This is a genomic window from Microtetraspora sp. NBRC 13810, assembly GCF_030268685.1.
Classification (GTDB): Bacteria; Actinomycetota; Actinomycetes; order Streptosporangiales; family Streptosporangiaceae; genus BSRQ01.
The window spans coordinates 215,623-237,881 of record NZ_BSRQ01000010.1; the positions used below are offsets into that span (position 1 = coordinate 215,623).

General features: G+C 72.8%; 15 protein-coding genes. 4 read left to right on the forward strand and 11 right to left on the reverse strand.

Features of this window, described 5'->3' with window-relative positions; genetic code table 11:
- Positions 1–7: 7 nt before the first annotated feature.
- From QSK26_RS21685 to QSK26_RS21695, 3 genes are read left to right on the forward strand one after another with little or no spacing between them, the layout of a single operon-like run.
- Positions 8–4,264 (forward strand): glycoside hydrolase family 38 N-terminal domain-containing protein, encoded by a 4,257-nt coding sequence (locus tag QSK26_RS21685; protein WP_285777040.1) that lies wholly within the window; start codon positions 8–10, stop codon positions 4,262–4,264.
- Positions 4,261–5,004, forward strand: a complete 744-nt coding sequence (locus QSK26_RS21690; protein ID WP_285777041.1) for a DUF7158 domain-containing protein — start codon at positions 4,261–4,263, stop codon at positions 5,002–5,004. Before QSK26_RS21685 ends, QSK26_RS21690 begins: the two co-directional genes overlap by 4 nt.
- A 58-nt stretch (positions 5,005–5,062) precedes the next feature.
- Positions 5,063–7,837: a discoidin domain-containing protein gene (locus QSK26_RS21695; RefSeq protein WP_285777042.1), complete on the forward strand. Its 2,775-nt coding sequence runs from the start codon at positions 5,063–5,065 to the stop codon at positions 7,835–7,837.
- A gap of 70 nt (positions 7,838–7,907) precedes the next feature.
- Here the strand turns inward: QSK26_RS21695 and QSK26_RS21700 are convergent, their stop codons facing one another.
- The 5 genes from QSK26_RS21700 to QSK26_RS21720 all read right to left on the reverse strand — a co-directional run bounded on the left by QSK26_RS21700 (position 7,908) and on the right by QSK26_RS21720 (position 12,135).
- Positions 7,908–8,270, reverse strand: a complete 363-nt coding sequence (locus QSK26_RS21700; protein WP_285777043.1) for a hypothetical protein — start codon at positions 8,268–8,270, stop codon at positions 7,908–7,910.
- Positions 8,267–9,127, reverse strand: a complete 861-nt coding sequence (locus tag QSK26_RS21705; protein ID WP_285777044.1) for a DODA-type extradiol aromatic ring-opening family dioxygenase — start codon at positions 9,125–9,127, stop codon at positions 8,267–8,269. The genes QSK26_RS21700 and QSK26_RS21705 overlap by 4 nt, the downstream gene beginning before the upstream one ends.
- Positions 9,128–9,158: 31 nt before the next feature.
- Positions 9,159–9,977, reverse strand: a complete 819-nt coding sequence (locus QSK26_RS21710) for a citryl-CoA lyase (protein WP_285777045.1) — start codon at positions 9,975–9,977, stop codon at positions 9,159–9,161.
- Positions 9,974–11,131: a CaiB/BaiF CoA transferase family protein gene (locus tag QSK26_RS21715; RefSeq protein ID WP_285777046.1), complete on the reverse strand. Its 1,158-nt coding sequence runs from the start codon at positions 11,129–11,131 to the stop codon at positions 9,974–9,976. Before QSK26_RS21715 ends, QSK26_RS21710 begins: the two co-directional genes overlap by 4 nt.
- A gap of 179 nt (positions 11,132–11,310) precedes the next feature.
- Positions 11,311–12,135, reverse strand: a complete 825-nt coding sequence (locus QSK26_RS21720) for an IclR family transcriptional regulator domain-containing protein (RefSeq protein ID WP_285777047.1) — start codon at positions 12,133–12,135, stop codon at positions 11,311–11,313.
- 194 nt (positions 12,136–12,329) lie between these two features.
- Here QSK26_RS21720 and QSK26_RS21725 point away from each other — a divergent pair, with 194 nt between their 5' ends.
- Positions 12,330–13,835 (forward strand): amidohydrolase family protein, encoded by a 1,506-nt coding sequence (locus QSK26_RS21725; protein ID WP_285777048.1) that lies wholly within the window; start codon positions 12,330–12,332, stop codon positions 13,833–13,835.
- A gap of 262 nt (positions 13,836–14,097) precedes the next feature.
- On the opposite strand, the gene QSK26_RS21730 is transcribed toward QSK26_RS21725, so the two are convergent.
- The 6 genes from QSK26_RS21730 to kdpF are packed head-to-tail and all read right to left on the reverse strand — an operon-like array spanning position 14,098 to position 22,182.
- The gene (locus tag QSK26_RS21730; RefSeq protein ID WP_285777049.1) at positions 14,098–14,811 is read right to left on the reverse strand and encodes a response regulator; all 714 of its coding nucleotides are present in this window, start codon (positions 14,809–14,811) and stop codon (positions 14,098–14,100) included.
- A complete protein-coding gene (locus tag QSK26_RS21735; RefSeq protein ID WP_285777100.1) occupies positions 14,808–17,372 on the reverse strand; it encodes a DUF4118 domain-containing protein in 2,565 nt (854 codons plus the stop codon). The genes QSK26_RS21730 and QSK26_RS21735 overlap by 4 nt, the downstream gene beginning before the upstream one ends.
- Before the next feature lie 8 nt (positions 17,373–17,380).
- Positions 17,381–18,250: a potassium-transporting ATPase subunit C gene (locus QSK26_RS21740; RefSeq protein WP_285777050.1), complete on the reverse strand. Its 870-nt coding sequence runs from the start codon at positions 18,248–18,250 to the stop codon at positions 17,381–17,383.
- Positions 18,251–20,431, reverse strand: a complete 2,181-nt coding sequence (gene kdpB / locus QSK26_RS21745; RefSeq protein ID WP_285777051.1) for a potassium-transporting ATPase subunit KdpB — start codon at positions 20,429–20,431, stop codon at positions 18,251–18,253.
- Positions 20,431–22,092, reverse strand: coding sequence for a potassium-transporting ATPase subunit KdpA (kdpA, locus tag QSK26_RS21750; protein WP_285777052.1), 1,662 nt, complete (start codon positions 22,090–22,092; stop codon positions 20,431–20,433). Before kdpA ends, kdpB begins: the two co-directional genes overlap by 1 nt.
- Positions 22,093–22,182 carry a K(+)-transporting ATPase subunit F gene (gene kdpF / locus QSK26_RS21755; protein ID WP_285777053.1) on the reverse strand — a complete coding sequence of 30 codons (90 nt, stop codon included), beginning with the start codon at positions 22,180–22,182 and terminating at the stop codon, positions 22,093–22,095.
- Positions 22,183–22,259 lie beyond the last annotated feature (77 nt).

Sequence of the window (22,259 nt, forward strand, 5' to 3'; positions counted from 1 at the left end):
GTCCGCCATGCTCACCATCGACGCCGTCGAGTCCACCGAGCTCTTCGTCGGTCCCGGCGACGCCCCTCGCCAGATCCTGCGGGTGACCGTCTCCGCGGCGTCCCCGGCCTCCCCCGCCGGTCCGTTCGACGTGACCGTGTCCGGCGGAGCGCACGGCTCGCTGCCCGCGGTCGCCGGTCCGGGCACCCACGAGGTGCCCGTGACGGCCGGCGCGGACGTGCCCGCGGGCACGGAGCTCGCCGTCACGGTGGAGGTCTCCGGCGAGGCCGGTACGGCGAGCGCCACCGGCACCCTCGTGGTCGCCGAACCCGGCTGGACCGTCCACCTGGTCTCGCACTTCCACTACGACCCCGTGTGGTGGAACACGCAGGCCGGCTACGCCAGCGAGTGGGACGACCTGCCCGACGCGCAGGACATCCGGATGAGCTTCCAGTTCACCGCGTTCCAGCTCATCGACGCCCATCTGGACCTCGCCAGGCGGGACCCGGACTACAAGTTCGTGCTCGCCGAGGTGGACTACCTCAAGCCCTACTGGGACGCGTTCCCGGAGAACCGGGAGATCATCCGCAGGCTGGTCGCCGAGGGCCGGCTGGAGATCATGGGCGGCACCTACAACGAGCCCAACACCAACCTCACCGGGGCCGAGAGCACGATCAGGAACGCCGTCTACGGCGTCGGCTTCCAGCGCGACATCCTCGGCGGCGTGCCCGCCACCGCCTGGCAGCTCGACGCCTTCGGCCACGATCCGCAGTTCCCCGGCCTGATGGCCGACGCCGGGCTGACCTCCAGCGCCTGGGCGCGCGGGCCGTTCCACCAGTGGGGGCCGACGCTGGAGATGGGCACCTACGACACCCCGCAGGGCGACCCGTCCGGCATGCAGTTCCGCAGCGAGTTCGAGTGGATCGCGCCGAGCGGCCGGGGGCTGCTGACGCACTACATGGCCGCGCACTACAGCGCCGGCTGGTCGATGGACTCCGCGCAGACCCTGCCCGACGCCGAGGAGTCGGTGTACCGGCTGTTCCTGCGGATGAAGAAGGTCGCCGCCACCCGGAACGTGCTGGTCCCGGTCGGCACCGACTACAGCCCGCCGAACAAGTGGCTGACCGAGATCCACCGCGACTGGAACAGCCGCTACCTGTGGCCGCGGTTCGTGTGCGCGCTGCCCAGGGACTTCTTCTCCGCCGTCTCCGCCGAGCTGGCCGCCTCCGGCACCCGGCTGTCCCCGCAGACCAGGGACATGAACCCGGTCTACACCGGCAAGGACGTCTCCTACATCGACACCAAGCTCGCCCAGCGCGCGGCCGAGAACGAGCTGCTCGACGCCGAGAAGTTCGCCGCGCTGGCCTGCCTGACCGGGGACGCCGTCTACCCCGAGGCCGCGCTGGACAAGGCGTGGCGGCAGCTCGTCTACGGCGCCCACCACGACGCGATCACCGGCACCGAGTCCGACCAGGTCTACCTGGACCTGCTGGCCGGCTGGCGGGAGTCGTTCGACCTGGCGAAGGAGGTGCACGAGAACGCGCTGCGGCACCTGTCCGCCCGGATCGACACCCGGGGCGAGGGCCGCGGGATCGTCGTGTTCAACGCCCTGGCCTGGCCGCGCACCGACGTGGTGCGGGTCACCGTGCCCGCGCCGTTCCGCGGCCTGACCGACGACGCCGGCGCCGAGGTGCCCGCGGTGGTCGAGCACGCCGACGAGACCCGGGTGGAGCTGGCCTTCCTCGCGGCGGACGTGCCGCAGACCGGGTACCGCGGCTACCGGCTGGCCGCCTCGGGACCGGTACGCGAGACCGGCTGGGAGCCGCTCGGCACGCTCACCATCGCCAACGACCACCACCGGCTGACCGTGGACCCGGCGCGCGGCGGAGCCGTCTGCGGGCTGACCGACCTCGGCACCGGCCAGGAGCTGATCACGCCGGGCGAGGTGGGCAACGAGATCGTCGTCTACGACGAGTACGTCGAGCACCCCAGGTTCCGCGAGGGTCCCTGGCACCTGCTGCCCACCGGCGCCTCCGCCGGGTCCGCGGCGGCGCCCGCGCGTTCCGTCACCGCGGAACGCTCCTCCCTCGGCGAGCGGATCACGGTGACCGGCGTGCTCGGCCCACTCGCCTACACCCAGGTGATCACGCTGTGGCACGGCGTGGACCGGGTCGACTGCACCACCCACGTGGACGACTTCGACGGCGCCGACAAGCTGGTGCGGCTGCGCTGGCCGTGCGCCGTCCCCGGGGCCAAGCCGGTGTCGGAGGTGGGGCACGCCGTGGTCGGCCGCTCGTTCGCGCACCCCGACGTGGACACCGCCCGCCACCCGTGGACCCTGGACAACCCCGCCTACCAGTGGTTCGGGCTCAGCTCGGCGGCCAGGGTGGCGCTGCGCGCCCCCGGCGGCGGCCCCGCAGGGCTGCGCGCCTTCGGCGTCGCCGAGATCGTCGTGCCGCGCGAGAGCGACACCGCCGCGCTCGGCCGCGACCTCGCCGTGCGGCTCGCCCGCTCCGGCGTGACGGCCACCTGCACGCACGCGGAGGGCAACCGGTACGGCCTGCTGTCCTTCGACTCCAACCTGCCCGACGTGCGCATCGCGGTCGGCGGCCCGGCGGACAACCCGTTCACCGAGGCCGTCCTGGCCGCCGCCGACCCCCGGTACCGGGAGGACCTGGACCGCGCGCTGGCCGGCGGCGGCCCCGCGCTGGTGTGGGTGCCGGCCCGCGCGGCGGCCGGGGAGACCTTCCGCCCCGACGCCGACCTGCGCGCCCCCGGCGACCTGCCGGTGCTGGTGATCGCGTCGGCCGGCGACCTCGGGGAGGCGGTCGCCGCCGTGGTCCGGGACCTGGACGACCACGTGATCGAGGTGACCGGCGACCCGGCGGCGGGCGAGGACCCGCTCGACCACCGGACCGTCGCCGTGCTGAACCGGGGCGTGCCCGGCTTCGCGGTGGACGCGGCGGGCCGCCTGCACCTGTCGCTCATGCGCTCGTGCACCGGCTGGCCGTCCGGGGTGTGGATCGACCCGCCGCGGCGGACCGCGCCGGACGGCAGCGGCTTCCAGCTCCAGCACTGGAGCCACTCCTTCGACTACGCGCTGGCCTCGGGCGGCGGCGACTGGCGGGAGGCGGGCATCGTGGCCCGCGCGCACGACTTCAGCCGCCCGCTCCGGGCCGTCGTGGAGGAGCCGCACGACGGCCCGCTGCCGCCGTCGGCTTCGCTGCTGACCGTCGAACCGGCGGGCGCCGCCGTCATGGCCGCCTTCAAGGGAGCGGGCAATCCGACCGCGCACGGGCGCGCGGTGCCCGCGGACCCGCGCCGCGGCGTGAGCGTCCGGCTGTACGAGCCGCACGGCCGCGAGGCGTCGGTCCGGCTCGGCTCGCAGGTGCCCTTCGTGGAGGCGGCGGTCGCCGACGTGCTGGAGGTGGAGAGCAGCGAGGCGAAGGTCCGCGACGGCGTGCTGCACGCCGGCCTCGGCCCCTCCCAGGTGGCGACGTTCGTGCTGCGCACCGGCGCGGGCGACCCGGCCGGGCCCGGCGAGCGGCTGGGCCGCGAGACGGAGCCGGCGCAGCCCGTCTACTCCCGGTTCTGGCTGCACAACAGGGGTTCGGCTCCGCTCGGCTACCAGCCGATGAGCGTGCACGTGCGTCCCGCGCCGGACCGGGACGGCACCGCCGCCGGGCTGCGCGTGTCGGTGGCCAGCGACCTCGTGGACGCCGACGCCGAGGGCCAGGTGCTGGTGCTGCCGCCGGCCGGCTGGGACGCCTCCCCCTCCGACCGGCCGGTACGGCTGCGCCCCGGCGGCTGGACCGCCTTCGACGTCGCCCTCGCCCCGCCGCCCGGCGCCGCGCCGGGACCGTGGCCGGTCGCGGTCCGGCTCACCCACGGCGGCCAGGCGTACGAGGATGTGATCTTCGTGGACGGGCGCGGCCGGCCCGCGCGGGCCGGTGGCGGCGAGCTGCTCGCCGTGGACGTGCCCGCGCGGGGGGTGGCGCTCGCCCCCGGCGAGCACGGCCGGTTCACCGTCGGCCTGCGCAACCTGGCCGGCTTCGACATCAGGGGCGAGGCCCAGGTGATCAGCCCGTGGGGGACGTGGGACCTGGTGGGCCCGGCCGTGCACCCGGTGGCGGTGCCCGCGGGATCCGCCGCGGAGCTGGCCGTGCGGGTGGACGTCCCGCCGGGGGCCCGGCCGGGTTCGTGGTGGCTGCTGGTCAAGTGCATGTGGTTCGGCCGGGTGTCGTACTCCCCCGCCGTGCCGCTGCTGGTCAGGGGCGTCCGATGATCGCGGCCGTGGTGGACGGGGTTCCCGTCACGGTGGCGGAGGTCCAGGAGCGGATGCGGCTGCTGCGCGGCGGGCCGCGCGGGCCGCTGCTGCCGGCCGACGGCACCACCGAGGGGCGCCAGCTCCGGCGGTGGGTCGTGCAGATCCTCGTCGCCGAGCGGGTGGTGGCCGCGGAGGCCGCCGCGCGCGGCGTCACCGCGCTCCCCGGCGTCCCGCCGTTGGAGCTGGACGCCACCGCCCGGCTGGAGCTCGGCAGCGTCGTCGCCGCCGTGCTGTCCGGCGACCCGCTCGCCCAGGCGCTGTACCGCGACCTCACCGCGGACGTCACCGTCTCCGGCACCGAGGTGCGCCGCTACTTCGCCGCCAACCCCGACCTGTACCGGCTGCCGCCCGCCCGCCTGGTGACCCACTGGTACGACGGCCGCCCGGTCAACGGCGGGCGCGGCTACCTGGTGGCGGCCGGGGAGCTCGCCGGGCCGGTGGACCGGGCGGTCTTCGCGGCACCGGAGGGCGCCACGGTCGGCCCGATCGAGCGGCACACGTTCACGGTCGGGCCGCACCGGCCGCGCGTGGTCGCCTTCGAGCACGCCGCGCCGGCGATCCGGGCCGCCCTGCTGGAAGCCCGGCGGCGGCGGCGCTTCGCGCTGTGGGCCGACGGCCGCTGCGCCCGCGCCGTCCTCATGCCGGGCTTCGAGCACCCCGCCGACATCGACAACCCCGACCACACCCACCGGCACTGACCCGAACCGACCACTGTCGAACCTTCCGGCGATCACCCCCCAACCGAAAGGCCATCGCATGAGGATCACCACCAGGCTGTTACCCGCGGCACTGGCCGCGGCCCTGCTGGGCACGACGCTCACCGCAGGGCCCGTCGCGGCCGCGACGCCCACCCCCGAGCAGCAGTGGGCCCAGGTGCAGCAACTCGTCGGCGCGATCAAGGGCCGATGGACGAACCAGTCCTACACCGGCGCGATCAGCCGGACGATGCCGGACACCGCGCTGCTCGGCAACGGCGACATCGGCGTCACCTCCGGCGGCGGGACCGGGTACAAGACCTTCTACGTGTCCAAGAACGACTTCTGGACGGGCAACCCCAACCCGTCCCTGGTCGCACTGGGCGCGGTGACGATCACCCCGGCGTCCGGGACCGGTCCCGGCCCGGCGAACCTCGCGCTCGGCGCCACGGCGACGGCGTCCAGCTCCGACGGCGCCTTCCCGCCCGGCAGGGCGGTCAGCGGCCAGTGGGGACCGGGTTACGAGGGCTGGGTGTCGCAGGTCGGCAAGCCGCAGACGCTCACCCTGGACCTGGGCTCGGCCAAGACGTTCAGCCGTTACGTCCTGCGGCACGACGCGGCGGCCCGCCCGGCGGAGACGGCGCACAACACCAGGAACTTCTCCCTCGCCACCAGCCCCGACGGCTCGGCGTGGACCACCCGCGACACCGTCACCGGCAACACCGCCGCGGTCACCGACCGGACGATCGCCCAGGTCGGCGCCCGGTACGTGCGGCTGACCGTCACCGAGCCGACCCAGGGCACCACCCCGGACTCGGCCGCGAACCCGCGCGCCCGCATCGGCCAGTTCGAGCTGTACGCCGGGGGCGGCACGACGCCTCCGCCGGCGGCGCCGTTCACCGAGGAGCAGAACATCCTCAAGGGCGACATCGACACGTCGATGACGATCGGCGGGACGCCGGTGTCGATGCGGACCTGGACCGCCGCCTCGGACAACCTGATGGTGACCAGGATCCAGTCGCTCGGCTCGTCGACCGTCCGGCTCCAGGCGCAGACCTCGACCGGCTCGCCGGACGCGCGGAGCGGGTTCACCAGCACCTCCGGCGTGGCCGGGGACACGGTGTGGGCGACCCGGCAGACGGCGTCCGGCTCGCGGTGGGTCTCCCGGGCCTCGCTGGCCACCCGGATCGTCGGCGGCACCCCGGTGGGCGCCCCGACGGCGGGCGGGGCCGCCGGGCGGATCACCTTCGACCTGCCGCCCGGCCAGACCGCGCACGTGGTCACCGCGGTCGCCGGCGGCGGCCAGAACCCGCCCGACCCGGCCCCGGCGGCACGGACCCTGGCCGGCGCGCAGAACGCGGGCGGCCTCACCACGCTGTACGACCGGCACGTCGAGTGGTGGAAGCAGTACTGGCTCAAGTCCTACGTGGACCTCGGCGACGACGTGCTGGAACGGTTCTACTACGGGTCGCTGTACCTGCTCGGCTCGGCGTCGCGGGCGGGCAAGACGGCTCCCGGCTTGTACGGCATCTGGGCCACCACGGACTTCCCGCAGTTCAGCGGTGACATGCACCTGAACTACAACTGGATGGCCAACTTCTACGGCGTCTACTCCAGCAACCGGCCCGAGCTGGCGCTGCCGTACTTCGACCTGGTGTCGGCCTACCTGCCGGAGGCCAGGCGGCGGGCGCAGCAGGACCTGAACCGGGTCAAGCCCGACTACATCGGCGCGCGTTTCCCGAGTGGCGGGGTGCCGGGCGGGGTGCTCTTCCCGGTGGGCATCGCGCCGTTCGGGGCGACCGCGGACGACAACTACCACCAGCAGGTGGCGAACGCGCTGTTCACGGTCACGCAGTACATCGCCTACCACGACTACACGCAGGACCGCGCGTTCCTGTCCTCGCGGGGCTACCCGTTCATGAAGGAGGTGGCCACGTTCTTCCGGCACTACCTGGAGTGGGACGCCGGGGCGCAGCGCTACAACCTGTACGCGGGGCCGCACGAGGGCACCTGGTCGCGCAACTCCAGCCCGGATGTCGCGCTGCTCAAGCGCCTGCTGACCGCGCTGATCGACGCGAGCGTGAAGCTCGGCGTGGACGCCGCGGACCGGCCGGTCTGGCAGGACATCCTGAACCGGCTGCCGGCCACCCCGCGCACCACGTACAACGGGCAGACGGTGTACGCGCTGGCCGATCCCGGCACCGTCACCGGCGGCGACACCCGCAACATCCGGCCGGGTGACAACACGGTCAACCTGGAGTTCATCCACCCCGCCGAGCAACTAGGCATCAACTCCCCGGCGGCGGACCGGCAGGTGGCCATCACGACGCTCGACGTGATGAACTCCTGGGGGCAGGACAACAGCTTCCCCAAGGTGTTCACCCAGGCGGCCCGGGTGGGCTACCCGGCCCAGAGCCTGATCGACCGGTTCAAGGCGCAGCTCAACGCCAAGACGGCCGCGAACCTGCGGGTGGTGGACCCGCACCACGGCCTGGAGAAGGCCGGCGCGATCGAGGCGGTGGACAACCTGCTGCTGCAGAGCGACGGCGGCGTGCTGCGGCTGTTCCCGGTGTGGCCGGCCGGACGGGACGCCTCCTTCGTCAAGCTCCGCGAGAAGGGCGGCCTGGTCGTCTCCAGCGCGTACGCCGGCGGCCAGGTCACCTACGCCGACATCACGGCCGAGGCGGGCGGCACCGTACGGCTGCGCAACCCGTGGCAGGGCCGCAACGTCGTGGTCACCAGGGTCGGCGGCGGCACGGTGGCGCACACCGTCGCCGGTGACGTGATCTCCTTCCCGGCGCAGGCCGGGAGCACCTACGGCGTCACCCCCGCCTGAGCGGGGCCCGGGCCGCCGTCCGCGCGCGCGGGCGGCGGCCCGGGGCGGCCCGGGGCCTCCCGGGACGCGCTCAGGTCGCGATGTCGGGATACGGCAGGCCGAAGTGCGCGAGCCTGCGGGCGTACTCCTTCTGGAAGCCGAGCGGCTCGTCGTGGTCGCGCTCGAACATGGCGATGAAGAGCGTCAGCGTGAGGAACGGGTGGGCGCCCAGCTCGAACAGCCGCACGTAGTCGTGCGCGGCGAGCGCCTCCCGCTCGGCGTCCTCGAACCGCAGCCAGGTGGTCGCCTCCCCGGAGTGGCAGTTGAGCAGGCTGCCGGCCAGGTCGCGCTCCCACCAGGCGACCGTGCCCGCCGGGTCCTCCCGGTAACGCTCGACGAGTTCGGGGTCGCGGTCCACCGTGAACAGGAACTTGTCGACGAGGTATCTGCTCATGCGCGCGCTCCCGGGTACCAGGTGAAGTAGGCCTCCATGGTGTGGAACAGGTCGAGGGTGTCCACGTAGTCGGCCTTGGCCCCCTCGCCGGCGACGCCCATCATGAGCATGAAGTCCATGAAGCCGTGCGTGGCGTTGCCGGGCGTCCACAGGCTGTCCAGGGTCACCTCCGACAGGCAGCCCTCGATGTCCCCGGTGGAGATCCACTCCACCGCCCTGCGGTCGAACTCGGGGTCGGGGCCGTGCGCGCCGAACTGGCGCGGGCCGCCCAGCTCCAGGGACAGATGGCCGGTGCCGATCACGGCGACCCGCAGGTCCGCCGGCCAGGACTCGACCATCCGCCGGATCGCCCTGCCCAGTTCGACGAAGCGGCCGGGCCTGGGCAGCGGCGGGGCGAAGATGTTCGTGTAGACCGGCACGATCGGCAGGTCCGCCTCCGGCCGCAGCGTGATGATCGGGCAGGTGATGCTGTGGTCGATCCGCAGCTCGTTGCTGAACGCCAGGTCGAACCCGGCGTCCAGCCCTTCGCGCAGCAGGTGCGCCGAGAGGTCCTCCTGCCCTTTCAGCAGCATTCTCGGCAGCCCGAACTCGCGTTCCTCGTTGTAGAAGTTCGCGTCGTAGAAGGGCGCCTTGCCGACCAGGAACTGCGGCATGTTGTCCAGCCAGAGCTGGTGGAAGTGGTCGGAGCCGACCATCACCAGCACGTCGGGGGCCGCCCTGGTGAGCGTCTCCCGGAAGGCGGTGATCTTGGCGACCCACTCGTCCGCGAACGGCGGGCGGTCCTCCCCGACGGCGGTACTGGCCCGGTAGTAGAACGGATGGTGGGTCGATGCGATCACGGCGGCCAGCGTGGCCATGGGAACCTCCCGTGGTCGGGCAGGGCGAGACTCAGCTCTCGTCCGGCACGTAGGTCGCGTTTCTGTCGATGGTGAGGTAGGCGTCCATGCCGATCGGCCGGCGGCGCTCCTCGGCGAGGTGGCCGAGCAGCCCGGCCGCGCGGGCCAGCAGCGCGAAGCCGCGCAGCAGGTCCACCGGCAGGCCCAGGTCGGCCAGCGCGGCGCCGCACACCCCGGCCCCGTTGAGCGGCAGCGTACGGCCCAGCACCCGCGGGTGCACCCGGCCGACCGCCTCCAGCAGGCGCAGGTGCGGCCCGCGCAGCCCTTCCTCCTCGGCGACGGCGAGCAGGGCGGGGGTGCGCGGGTCGCGGACCTTGTGCACGGGGTGCCCAAGTCCCGGCACCAGCCGCCCGGCCTTCCGTGCGGCGGTGACGGCGGTGAGCGCGATCTCGTCCCAGCCCTCGTCGGTCTCCGGCGGCGGCCCCCCGGCCTCGGCGAGCGCGTCGGCGAGGAACCGCCCGCAGTCCTCGGTGACGCCGAGGAAGCGGGAGCCGCCGCCGAGCAGCCCGGCCGCGAGCGCCCCCTGCACGGACTCCGGCGCGCTCAGGTAGGTGAGCCGCGCGGCGATCGCGGTGGGCGTGAAGCCGTGGTCGGCGAGCGCGACGAGCACGGTCTCGAAGACCCGGGTCTGCCCCGGCGTCGGGCGGCGGCCCGCGGCCAGCCAGAAGGCCAGCTCGCCGAAGCCGACCTTGCCCATCAGGTCGGCGGCGAGGTCCTGGCCGAGCAGGTGGATCGTGTCGGCGTCGGAGGTGCCGATCGAGGTGGGGAAGGTCGGGCCGTCCACGTTGGTGCTCCGTTCCTGGGTGGTCATCGCTCCTCCGCCAGCCAGGCGCGGATCTCGGCGCCGTGCTCGTCCAGTCCGGGGGGCGGCAGCCGGTAGCCGGGCGGCGTCTCGGAGAAGGTGATGGGGTTGCGCACCGAGGGGACGGCCTCGTCGCCCTCGCCCGGCCGGACCACCGGGTCCAGGCCCAGCTCCCGGGCGAAGGCGATGCCGTCGTCCACGGTGTTGATCGGGCCGCACGGCACGCCGGCGGCGGTCAGGTCGGCGAACCACTCCATCTTCGGGCGGCTGCGCAGCCGCTCCACCAGCAGGGGGCGCAGGGCCTCGCGGTTCGCGTTGCGGTCGGGCGTGCTCGCGAACCTCGGGTCCGCGGCCAGCTCGGGCGCGCCGAGCACGTCGCACAGCTTGCGGAACTGCCCGTCGTTGCCCGCCGCGACGATGAGGTCGCCGTCGGCGGCGGGCAGCGGCTCGTAGGGGAACAGGCTGGGGTGGGAGTTGCCCATCCGGAAGGGGACCACGCCCGCGGCGACGTAGGCGCTGGAGTGGTTGACCAGGCCGGACAGCGCCGAGGACAGCAGGTTCACCTCGACGTGCTGGCCCTGCCCGGTCTCCGTCCGGTGGCGCAGCGCGGCGAGCACTCCGATGGTCATGTGCAGCCCGGCCATCACGTCGAAGACCGAGATCCCGGCGCGGTACGGCGGGCCGTCGGGGTCGCCGGTCAGGCTCATCAGGCCGGACATCGCCTGCACGATGAGGTCGTACCCGGGCAGGGCCGCGCCGCCGCCGGAGCCGAAGCCGCTGATCGAGGCGTAGACGACCGCCGGGTTGGCCTCCCGCACCGACGGGTAGTCCAGGCCGAACCTGCGCAGCCCGCCCGGCCGGAAGTTCTCCACCATGATGTCGGCGCGGCGGGCGAGCTCCCTGGCCGCCGCGAGGTCGGCCTGGTCGGCGAGGTCCAGGGCGACGGACCGCTTGTTGCGGTTCACGCCGAGGTAGTAGGTGGACACGCCGTCGTGCACGGGGGGCTTCCAGTTGCGGGTGTCGTCACCGCCGGGACTCTCCACCTTGATCACCTCCGCCCCGAGGTCGGCCAGGAGCATCGTGGCGTACGGCCCGGCCAGGACCCGGGAGAAGTCGGCCACGAGGAGGCCGGCCAGCGGGCCGGAAGGGCTGGAGGCTGACATGAACGGGTGAGATCCTCTCGTCCGCGTGACGGACATGTGTCCGACAGGGAAGAGTCTGTGTGGCCGCCGATGAGGTGTCAAGGGCGGCGCCCTCTTTCCGGAAAGCCGGGGAGCTCTTTCGGGAAGAAGGCCCGGCTTTCAGGGGGCGGCTCTCAGGACGCGGCTTCAGGAGGCGGCATTCAGGACACGGTGGCGGCGCCCGCGACGGGGGCGGTGGCCTGGGGGACGGACTCGTACAGCGCCCAGTCGGCGCTGATCGCGCCGGCGGCGCGCAGCAGCGGCGGCAGATGCTCCTCGATCAGCCGGTCCAGCGAGGTCTCCGCGGCGTGCGCGTTGACGTTGACGGCCGCGACGACCCGGCCGAGCCCGTCGCGCAGCGGCGCGGCCACCGAGCGGATGCCCGGGGCGAGCTGCTCGTCGGTCAGCGCCCACCCCCTGGCCCGCACCTCGCGCAGCGCCGCCTCGCGCTCGGCGGGGTCGGGCCGCCAGCGGGCCTCGATCCCCGACCTGCTCGGCTCGGCCAGCACCCGCTCCACCTCCCCCGGGGAGAGCCCGGCCAGCAGCACCTTGCCCAGCGAGGTCTGCAGGGCGGGGAAGCGGGTCCCGATGGTGACCGACAGGGTGACGATCTTCGGGACCGCCACCCGCGCGACGTAGACGATGTCGGACCCGTCGAGCTGGGCGATCGAGGAGGACTCCCCGGTCTGCGCCACCAGCCGCTCCAGATGCGGCCTGGCCACCTCCCACAGCCCCAGCGAGCGGACGTAGGACACGCCGAGCTCCAGCACCCGCGGGGTGAGCGCGAAACCGCCCTCGCCGGCGCGGACGTAACCCAACTCCTGGAGGGTGAGCAGGATCCGCCGCGCGGTCGGCCTGGCCAGGTCCGCCGCGGCGGCCACCTCGGTGAGCGACATCACCGGGCGGCCGGGCCGGAACGCCTTGATCACGTCGAGCCCGCGGGCGAGCGCCTCGATGAAGTCCGGTCCGGTCTGCGTGCGGGCCATGGTGGCTCTTTCCTGCTCGGCTGCGTGCGGGTCCGACTCTACCGACCGGTTGTCCGCACAGCGGCGGCAACGGTTCCGGCATGGCCGCGATCCCGCTTCCGGCGCCCTTGACAGCGGCGGCGACGGCCCTCATTGTTGCATCCACGTTTCCTGTGACCGCCATACGGACGAATGTCCGTAGGAGATGGGGCATCTTGAGCGCCACCACCGCCCACAGCGGGCGCGACGATGGGATCCCGGCCGGCCGCCCCGTCGTGTTCCGCGACGGACTCGTGCTGACCATGGACGACCGGCGCAGCGTGCTGCCCGGCGCCGACGTGCTCGTGGTGGGCGAGCGGATCCGGGCCGTCGGGCACCGGCTGGAGGTCCCGGAGGGGACGCTGGAGATCGACGCCGGCGACGGCATCGTGATGCCCGGCATGGTGGACACCCACCGGCACCTGTGGCAGACGGCGATGCGCGGCTACGGCGCCGACTGGACGCTCACCCAGTACTTCGTCTGGTACTACCTGGAGTGGGGCAGGGTCTTCCGGCCGCAGGACATCCACGCCGGCAACGTGCTCGGCGCCGTCGAGGCGCTGGACGCGGGGGTGACCACCACCGTGGACTGGTCGCACGGGCTGCGGACGGTCGAGCACGCGGACGCGGCGGTGGACGCGCTGGAGGCGGTCCCCGGCCGGTTCGTCCTCGCCTACGGCAACATCCAGCAGGGGCCGTGGGAGTGGTCGGCGACGCCGGAGTTCCGCGACTTCGTGTCCCGGCGGATGCACGGGGGCGGGGACATGCTCGGCTTCCAGATGGCCTTCGACGTCACCGGCGACCCGGCCTTCCCCGAGCGCGCCGCCTTCGAGGTGGCCCGCGACCTCGGCGTGCCGGTCACCACGCACGCCGGCGTGTGGGGCGCCACCAACGACGACGGCATCCGGCTGATGTACGACCACGGCTTCATGACCCCGCAGACCGTGTACGTGCACGCCGCCACCCTCACCGCCGACTCCTACAACCGGATCGCCGCCACCGGCGGATCGGTGTCGGTGTCCACCGAGAGCGAGCAGAGCGCGGGCCAGGGCTATCCGCCCACCTGGCGGCTGCGCCGGCACGGCATCCCGGTGTCGCTGTCCATGGACACCAGCGTGTGGTGGAGCGGCGACCTGTTCTCCGCGATGCGCGCCACCCTCGGCGCCGACCGCTCCCGCGAGCACATGGAGGCGCACGCCGGGCAGGGCACGGTCACCCACTGCCACCTGCGGGCGGAGGACGTCGTGGAGTGGGCGACCCGCGGCGGCGCCAGGACGCTCGGCCTCGACTCGGCGATCGGCAGCCTCGAACCCGGCAAGAAGGCCGACGTCGTGCTCATCAAGAACGACCGGTCGCCGGTGATGTTCCCGCTGCTCAACCCCTACGGGCACGTGGCCTTCCAGGCGCAGCGCGGCGACGTGCACACCGTCATGGTGGACGGCAGGGTCGTCAAGCACGAGCACCGCCTGCTCGGCGTGGACCTCGCGCGGGCGAGGCGCTCGGTCGAGGAGACCGTGGGCTACCTGCGGGAGACCCTGGGCGAGGAGGCCTGGGCCAAGGGCATGAACCCGGACGTCCCGGAGACGAAGATCCAGGACAATCCCTACACCTACACCGACTGGGACGCCCGCGACGCCCGGTGGAAGGGCGCCCCGCCCTCCCCCGCGCCCGAGGCCGGCTGATCCGCCCACGGAGTCCCCGGCGCCGAGCGGGCGGGCGGCCAGGACGCTCGGGTGGGCGGGCAGGGCGCCGGGTGGGCGGGCGGCCTGCCCGTTCGGGTGGGCGGGCGGCCGGGCCGCCGACGACCGTCAACCGGTGCCGGTCCTCGGTGTTCCGGCCCGCGGGCACGGGGTGCAGGCGACGACCGCGGGCATGAGGCGGAGGCGACGATCGCGGGCACGGACGCGGGAGACGACCGCGGGCTGACGGGACCGGAGGGGCCGGTCACGGGACGAAGCGGTAGCCCATGCCCGGCTCGGTGATCAGATGGGCCGGGTGGGCGGGGTCGCGTTCGAGCTTGCGGCGCAGCTGGGCCATGTACTGGCGCAGGTAGTGGGACTCCTTGACGAACTTGGCGCCCCACACCTCGGTCAGCAGGTAGCGCTGGCTGATCAGCTTGCCGGGGTTGCGCAGCAGGATTCCCAGGATGTGCCACTCGGTGGGCGTCAGCCGTACCTCTCCGGACACGGTCTCGCCGGACACGGTCTCGCCGAAGACGGTCTCGCCGAAGACGGTCCTGGCGGTGAGGTCGACGACGTGGTCGCCGATCCGGATGTGTGCCAGCTCGGCCTCGTGCACGGCGGCCCTGCGGGAGACCGCGCGTACCCTGGCCAGCAGCTCGTCGATGCTGAAGGGCTTGGTGACGTAGTCGTCGGCGCCGGCGTCGAGGGCGTCCACCTTGTCCTGGTTGCCGGCCCGGCCGGACAGCACGATGATCGGGATGTCGGTCCAGCCGCGCAGGCCGTGGATGACGTCCACGCCGTCGATGTCGGGCAGGCCGAGGTCGAGGACGACGAGGTCCGGATGCCAGTCCGCGGCCTGCCTCAGCGCGGCGCCGCCGTCCGGCGCGACCCCCACCTCGTAGCGGCGGGCGGCGAGGTTGATCCGCAGCGCGCGCAGGATCTGCGGTTCGTCGTCCACGATCAGGATGCGGGTCATGGCTCCACCACGGCCTGCGAGCGGGCCGAGATCGGCGGTGTCATCGGCAGTGTCAGGATCATCGTGAGTCCTCCCCCTGGGGTCTCGTCGGGCACCAGCGTGCCGCCCATCGCCTCGGACAGGCCGCGGGAGAGCGCCAGGCCGAGGCCGACGCCCGAGTGGTTGTCCCGGTCGCCGAGGCGCTGGAAGGGCATGAAGACGCGGTCGTGCGCCTCCGGCGGGATGCCCGGTCCCCGGTCGATGACCCGGATCTCCACGTTGTCGCCGTGCCAGCTCGCGGTGACCAGGACCGTCCTGTCCGGCGGGTTGTAGCGGACGGCGTTGGACATCAGGTTGACCAGCACCCGTTCCAGCAGGGCCGGGTCGGCGACCACCTCCGGCAGATCCACCGGAACGTCGCCCTCGATCCGGTCACTGGCGTGGCCGAGGTCGTCGATCGCCCGGGGCAGGATCTCCTCCAGGCCCACCGGCTGGAGGGACAGGCCGAGCACCCCGGCCTGGAGGCGGCTCATGTCCAGCAGGTTCACGACCAGCCGGTCCAGCCTGGCCAGCGACTCCTCGGCGGTGGCCAGCAGTTCGGCGCGGTCGGACGGGGACCAGGTGATGTCGGTGTTGCGCAGGCTCTCCACCGCGGCCTTGGCCGAGGCGAGCGGCGTGCGCAGGTCGTGGCTGACGGCGGCGAGCAGCGCGGTGCGCATCCTGTCCGCCCGGGCCAGCGGCTTGGCCTGCTCGGCCTCCTCCTCCAGCCGCTCCTGCCGCAGGGCCACGGCGGTCTCGGCGGCGAACGCCTCCAGCACCCGCCGGTCGGCGGCGTCCAGCAGCCGGCCGCGCGCCGCGAGCACGAGGTTGTCGTCGATGACCACGTCGGTGTCGGCCACGGCGGGGCAGGTGCACGGGGAGCCGCCGGAGGTGGCGACGATCCGCCACGCCTCCGGGTCCGACAGGTCGGCGGGCCCCTGCCCGCTCTCCGGCCGCCGCTCCAGCAGTGTGACCGAGCCGAGCCCGAAGGTCTCGGAGATCCGGGCCAGGAGCGAGGGCACCGCGGCCTCGCCGCGCAGCACGTGCCCGGCCAGGGTGGACAGCAGCTCGGCGTCCGCCCCCGCCTGCGCCGCCTCCCTGGTACGGCGGGCCGCGAGGTCCACGATGGCGCTCACCGCGGCGGCGACCACGACGAAGACCGTCAGGGCGAAGAAGTTCTCCGGGTCGGAGATGGTGAACTCGTTGATAGGCGGCGTGAAGAAGTAGTTGAGCAGCAGGGAGCCGCCGACCGCCGCGGTGATCGCCGGCCACATGCCACCGGCGAGCGCCACCACGACCACCATGACCAGGAAGAACAGGATCTCGCTCGGCAGCGAGAGCACGTCGCGGAACGGGACCAGCGCGGCGGTCAGCAGCGGCACCCCGGCGAGGGCGACGGCCCAGCCCGACAGCCGGCGGGTCCGGGTCAGCGCGGCGCGGGAACGGGCCGGCCTGCGCCCCTTCCTGACCCCCTCGTGGGTGATCATGTGCACGTCGATCGAGCCGGACAGCGCCGTGGCCTCCACCCCCACTCCGCGGGCGAAGACCTGGGCGAACCTGCCGCGCCGGGAGGCGCCGAGCACGAGTTGGGTGGCGTTGACGCCGCGGGCGAAGTCGAGCAGCGCCCGCGGCACGTCGTCGCCGACGACCTGGTGGTAGGTGCCGCCCATGTTCTCCACCAGTCCCCGTTGCCGGGTCAGGTTGGCCGGGTCGCCGCCGGTCAGGCCGTCGGCCCTGGTCACGTGGACGGCGAGCAGGTCGGCGCCCTTGCTGCGGGCCGCGATCCTGGCGGCCCGCCGTACCAGGGTGTCGCCCTCCGGGCCGCCGGTGAGGGCGACCACCACCCGCTCGCGGGCCTCCCAGGTGGTGGCGATGCCGTGTTCGGCGCGGTAGCGGTCGAGCTGGTCGTCCACCTTGCCGGCGACCCAGAGCAGGGCCAGCTCGCGCAGCGCGGTGAGGTTGCCGATCCGGAAGTAGTTCGACAGCGCGGCGTCCACCTTCTCCGGCAGGTAGACGTTGCCGTGCGCCATCCGGCGGCGCAGCGCCTCCGGGGACATGTCCACCAGCTCGACCTGGTCGGCCCGCCGTACCACCTCGTCGGGCACGGTCTCCCGCTGCGGGATGCCGGTGATCTCCTGCACGACGTCGTTGACCGACTCCAGGTGCTGGATGTTGACCGTGGAGATCACGTCGATCCCGGCGTCGATGACGTCCTGGATGTCCTGCCAGCGCTTGACGTTCTTCGAGCCGGGCACGTTGGTGTGCGCCAGTTCGTCGATCAGCACGACCTTCGGCCGGCGGGCGACGACGGCGTCCACGTCGAGTTCGGTGAACGTGGCTCCCCGGTGGAGCAGCTTCCTGCGGGGGACCACCTCCATGCCGTCGAGCAGTTCGGCGGTGCGGGCCCGGTCGTGGGTCTCGACGAGACCCACGACCACGTCCCTGCCGCGCTCCAGCGCCCTGCGCCCCTCGCTGAGCATCGCGTAGGTCTTCCCGACGCCCGGGGCCGCGCCCAGGTAGACCCTCAGCCGCCCGCGCGGCACGGCGACCACTACTCCTTGTCGAGGGCCAGGTTGAGCTGCAGCACGTTCACCGCGGGGGCGCCCATGAAGCCGAGCGCGCGGCCCGTGGTGTTCTGCCGGATGAGCGCCTGGACCCGGTCCGGCCGCAGGCCGCGTTCCCTGGCCACGCGGGGCGCCTGAAGCTCGGCGTAGGCGACGGAGATGTCCGGGTCGAGCCCCGAGCCGCTCGCGGTGACCGCGTCGGCGGGCACCCTGACGCCGGTCACCTCGCCCCGGACCGGGACGGTACGGCCGGCCGAGTAGTCCTCGCCGGGCCTGCCGCACTCCACCTTGACGCCCCGGTACTCGGCGACGAAGGGGGCCGCGGGGCACGCCTGGTTGACGCTGACCACCCGGGTCGGCGTGCCGGCGAAGGGAAAGACCTTGAGCACCGCGCCCACGCCGTCCGGCGTGCAGTACGGCCGGGCGCCGCTGACGCCCTCCCGTTCGCCGATCTCCCTGGACCTGGCGCAGACCTGGGTGAGCAGCGACCGCCTGCCCTCCCTGGCCGCCTTGTCCGCGCCGGCCGGGTTGGGCAGCACGTCCACGACGTCCTCGGGGCCGAGGTTACTGGCCGCGGTGGACTGCATGTCGTAGCCGTCTCCGGCCGCCGAGGGGCGGCTCTGGAAGTAGGCCGGGACGGCGGCGCCGTCCTTGGCGGTGAAGTTCTGGCCGACGATCGCGCTGCCGACGTCCCTGCCGTCCTTCTGGACGATCGAGCCGTTGGCGTCGCCGTGGAACAGCGCCTGGCCGATCCCGGTCACCGCCAGCGGGTAGACGGCGCCGGTGACCAGGGTGAGGACGATGACCGCGCGGATCGCGGCGAGGTGCCGGCGGAGCCAGCCTGGCAGGCGTTCCATTTATGACATCCCCGGAAGGAACTGGATGAGCAGGTCGATCACCTTGATGCCGATGAACGGGGCGATGATCCCGCCCAGGCCGTAGATGTAGAGGTTGCGGCTGAGGAGCTTGGAGGCGCTCGACGGCCGGTAGCGGACCCCGCGCAGGGCCAGCGGGATCAGGACGACGATGACCACGGCGTTGAAGACGACCGCGGCCAGGATCGCCGACTGCGGGCTGGTCAGGCGCATGATGTTCAGCGTGTCCAGACCGGGGTAGACCGCCGCGAACATCGCCGGGATGATCGCGAAGTACTTCGCGATGTCGTTGGCGATGGAGAAGGTGGTCAGCGCGCCGCGGGTGATGAGGAGCTGCTTGCCGATCTCGACGATCTCGATGAGCTTGGTCGGGTTGGAGTCGAGGTCGACCATGTTGCCGGCCTCCTTGGCGGCACTGGTCCCGGTGTTCATGGCCACGCCGACGTCGGACTGCGCGAGGGCGGGGGCGTCGTTGGTGCCGTCGCCGGTCATGGCGACCAGCCGGCCGCCTTCCTGCTCCTTCCTGATCAGGGCGAGCTTGTCCTCGGGGGTGGCCTCGGCCAGGAAGTCGTCGACGCCGGCCTCCTCCGCGATCGCCCTGGCGGTGAGCGGGTTGTCCCCGGTGATCATGACGGTCCTGATGCCCATCCGGCGCATCTCGTCGAACCGCTCGCGCATGCCCTGCTTGACGACGTCCTTGAGGTGGATGACGCCGAGCACGCGGGCCTTGCCGCCGCTGATCTCGCCGACGACGAGCGGGGTGCCGCCGGAGGCGGAGACGCCGTCCACGATGTGGCCGACCTCCTCGGTGGCGTGCCCGCCGTTCTCCCGCACCCACTTCATGACGGCGGTGGCCGCGCCCTTGCGCACCAGGCGGGCGCCGGCGCCTGGCGTGCCCGGGTCCGGGGCGAGGTCCACGCCGGACATCCGGGTCTGTGCGGTGAACTGCACCCATTCGGCGTGCGCCAGCTCGCCCGGCTGCCTTTCGCGCAGGCCGTACCACTGCTTGGCGTAGACCACGATCGACCGGCCCTCGGGGGTCTCGTCGGCCAGGCTGGCCAGTTGCGCCGCGGCGGCGAGTTCGTCGGCGCCCACCCCGGTGGCGGGGACGAACTCCGACGCCTGCCGGTTGCCCAGCGTGATGGTGCCCGTCTTGTCCAGCAGCAGGGTGCTGACGTCGCCCGCGGCCTCGACCGCGCGCCCGCTCATCGCGAGCACGTTGCGCTGTACCAGCCGGTCCATGCCGGCGATGCCGATCGCGGACAGCAGCGCGCCGATCGTGGTCGGGATCAGGCAGACCAGCAGCGAGACCAGCACGATGCCGCTGACGCCGTCGGCGGTCAGCGCCAGTGAGTCGGGTACGCCCGGGTTCTGCGCCTTGGAGTAGATCGCCAGCGGCTGCATGGCCAGGGTGGTGACCAGGAAGATGACCGTCAGCGCGGCCAGCAGGATGTTCAGCGCGATCTCGTTCGGCGTCTTCTGCCGGGACGCGCCCTCGACCAGGGCGATCATCCGGTCGATGAAGCTCTCGCCGGGCTTCTGGGTGATCTGGACGACGATCCGGTCGCTCAGCACCTTGGTGCCGCCGGTGACCGCCGACCGGTCGCCGCCGGACTCGCGGATCACCGGCGCGGACTCGCCGGTGATCGCCGACTCGTCCACGCTGGCGATGCCCTCGACGACGTCGCCGTCTCCGGGGATGGTCTCGCCCGCCTCGACGACGACGAAGTCACCCTGCCGCAGTTCGCCGGCGCCGACGGTGTCCCAGCCGACGGTGTCCCACTGGCCGGGGGCCGACCGGTTCTTCAGCCGCCGGGCCGTGGTGTCGCGTTTGGCGGCGCGCAGCGTGGCGGCCTGCGCCTTGCCGCGCCCCTCGGCGACGGCCTCGGCCAGGTTGGCGAAGACCACCGTCAGCCACAGCCACCCGACGATGGCCCAGGCGAAGAAGGAGGGATCCAGGACGGCGAGGACGGTGGTGAAGACCGCGCCGATCTCGACGATGAACATGACCGGGTTGCGCCACAGCGTGCCCGGGTTCAGCTTCTTGACGGCGCCGGGCAGCGAGGTGAGGAGCTGCCTGGGGTCGAGCAGCCCGCCGCCGATCCTGCCGTGGTCCCGCGCCGGGTTCGCGCGGCCCGGGGCTTCGAGCACTGGGGTGGACATCAGTGGATTCCTTCCGCGAGCGGTCCCAGCGCGAGAGCGGGGAGGAAGGTCAGCGCGACGACGATGACCGTCACGCCCACGACCATGCCGACGAACTGCGGCCGGTGGGTCGGCAGCGTGCCGGCGGACTCGGGAACCGGCGCCTGCCCGGCCAGCGAGCCGGCCAGCGCGAGCACGAAGATGATCGGCAGGAACCGGCCGAAGATCATGCACAGTCCCAGCGCCACGTCGTACCAGGGCGTGTTGACGGTGACGCCGGCGAACGCCGAGCCGTTGTTGTTGGAGGCGCTGGTGAAGGCGTAGAGGATCTCCGACAGGCCGTGCGGGCCGGTGTTCAGCATGGCCGCCAGGCCCGCCCGGTTGCCCATCGCCACGGCCGTGCCCACGAGCACCAGGACCGGCGTGACCAGGAAGTACATCGAGGCCAGCTTGATCTCACGGGCGCCGATCTTCTTGCCGACGTACTCGGGCGTGCGGCCGACCATGAGCCCGGCCACGAAGACGGTGATCACGGCGAGGACCAGCATGCCGTACAGGCCGGCTCCGACGCCGCCCGGCGCGACCTCGCCCAGCATCATGTTGAACATCGTCATCATGCCGCCGAGCGGGGTGTAGGAGTCGTGGAAGGAGTTGACCGCGCCGGTCGAGGTGAGCGTGGTGGCGGCGGCGAACGTCGCCGAGTTGGACACCCCGAACCTGACGTCCTTGCCCTCCATGGCCGCGCCGACGGCCTGCGGGACGGTGGCGTCGCCGGACAGCTCGAAGACATTGGTCAGGACGACGCCGGCCAGGGCGAGGATCGCCATCACGGAGACGATCGCGTACCCCTGCCGGAGCTGGCCGACCATCCTGCCGAAGGTGCGCGGCAGCGCGAACGGGATCAGCAGGATCAGGAAGATCTCCACCCAGTTGGTCCAGGAGGTGGCGTTCTCGAACGGGTGCGCCGAGTTGGTGTTGTAGAAGCCGCCGCCGTTGGTGCCGAGTTCCTTGATGGCCTCCTGGCTGGCCACCGGGCCGCCGGTGATGTGCTGGACGCCGCCGGTGAGGGTGGTCACCGTGTGCGGGGCGGAGAAATTCTGGACCACTCCGCCGGCGATCAGGACGATGGCGCCGGCGAAGGCGATCGGCAGCAGGATGCGCAGCGTGCCGCGCACCAGGTCCACCCAGAAGTTGCCGATCGTCTCGGACTTCTTCCTGGCGAAGCCGCGCACCAGCGCGATGGCGACGGCCATGCCGACCGCGGCGGAGACGAAGTTCTGCACCGCGAGGCCGGCCATCTGCACCAGGTGGCCCATGGTGGACTCGCCCGAGTACGCCTGCCAGTTGGTGTTGGTCACGAAGCTGACCGCGGTGTTCCACGCGAGGTGGCCGGTGACCGGCGGGAAGCCGAGGCTCAGGAACAGCTTGTCCTGCAACCGCTGGAGGCCGTACAGGAAGAGCAGCGACATGACCGAGAACGCGAGCAGGCTGCGGGCGTAGACGCCCCACTTCTGCTCGGCCTCGGGGCGCACGCCGAGAAGGCGGTAGACGACGCGCTCGACCGCGCTGTGCCTGACCCCGGAGTACACCCGGTACATGTGGTCACCGAGCGGTTTGTGGGTCAGCACCAGCGCGACGACGAGCGACGCGATGAAGAGGATTCCGGCCGTGTTGTCGCTCATTCAGAATCGCTCCGGGAAGAGCAGCGCCGCGACCATGAAGATCACCAAGCCGACGGTCACCGCCAGACCGGTGGCGTTGATCGCGCTCACAGGCGCTCCACCGCCCGCACCACAAGCCCGAAGATCACGAAGATCGCGATCGTCAGGACGACGAAGATGACGTCGGC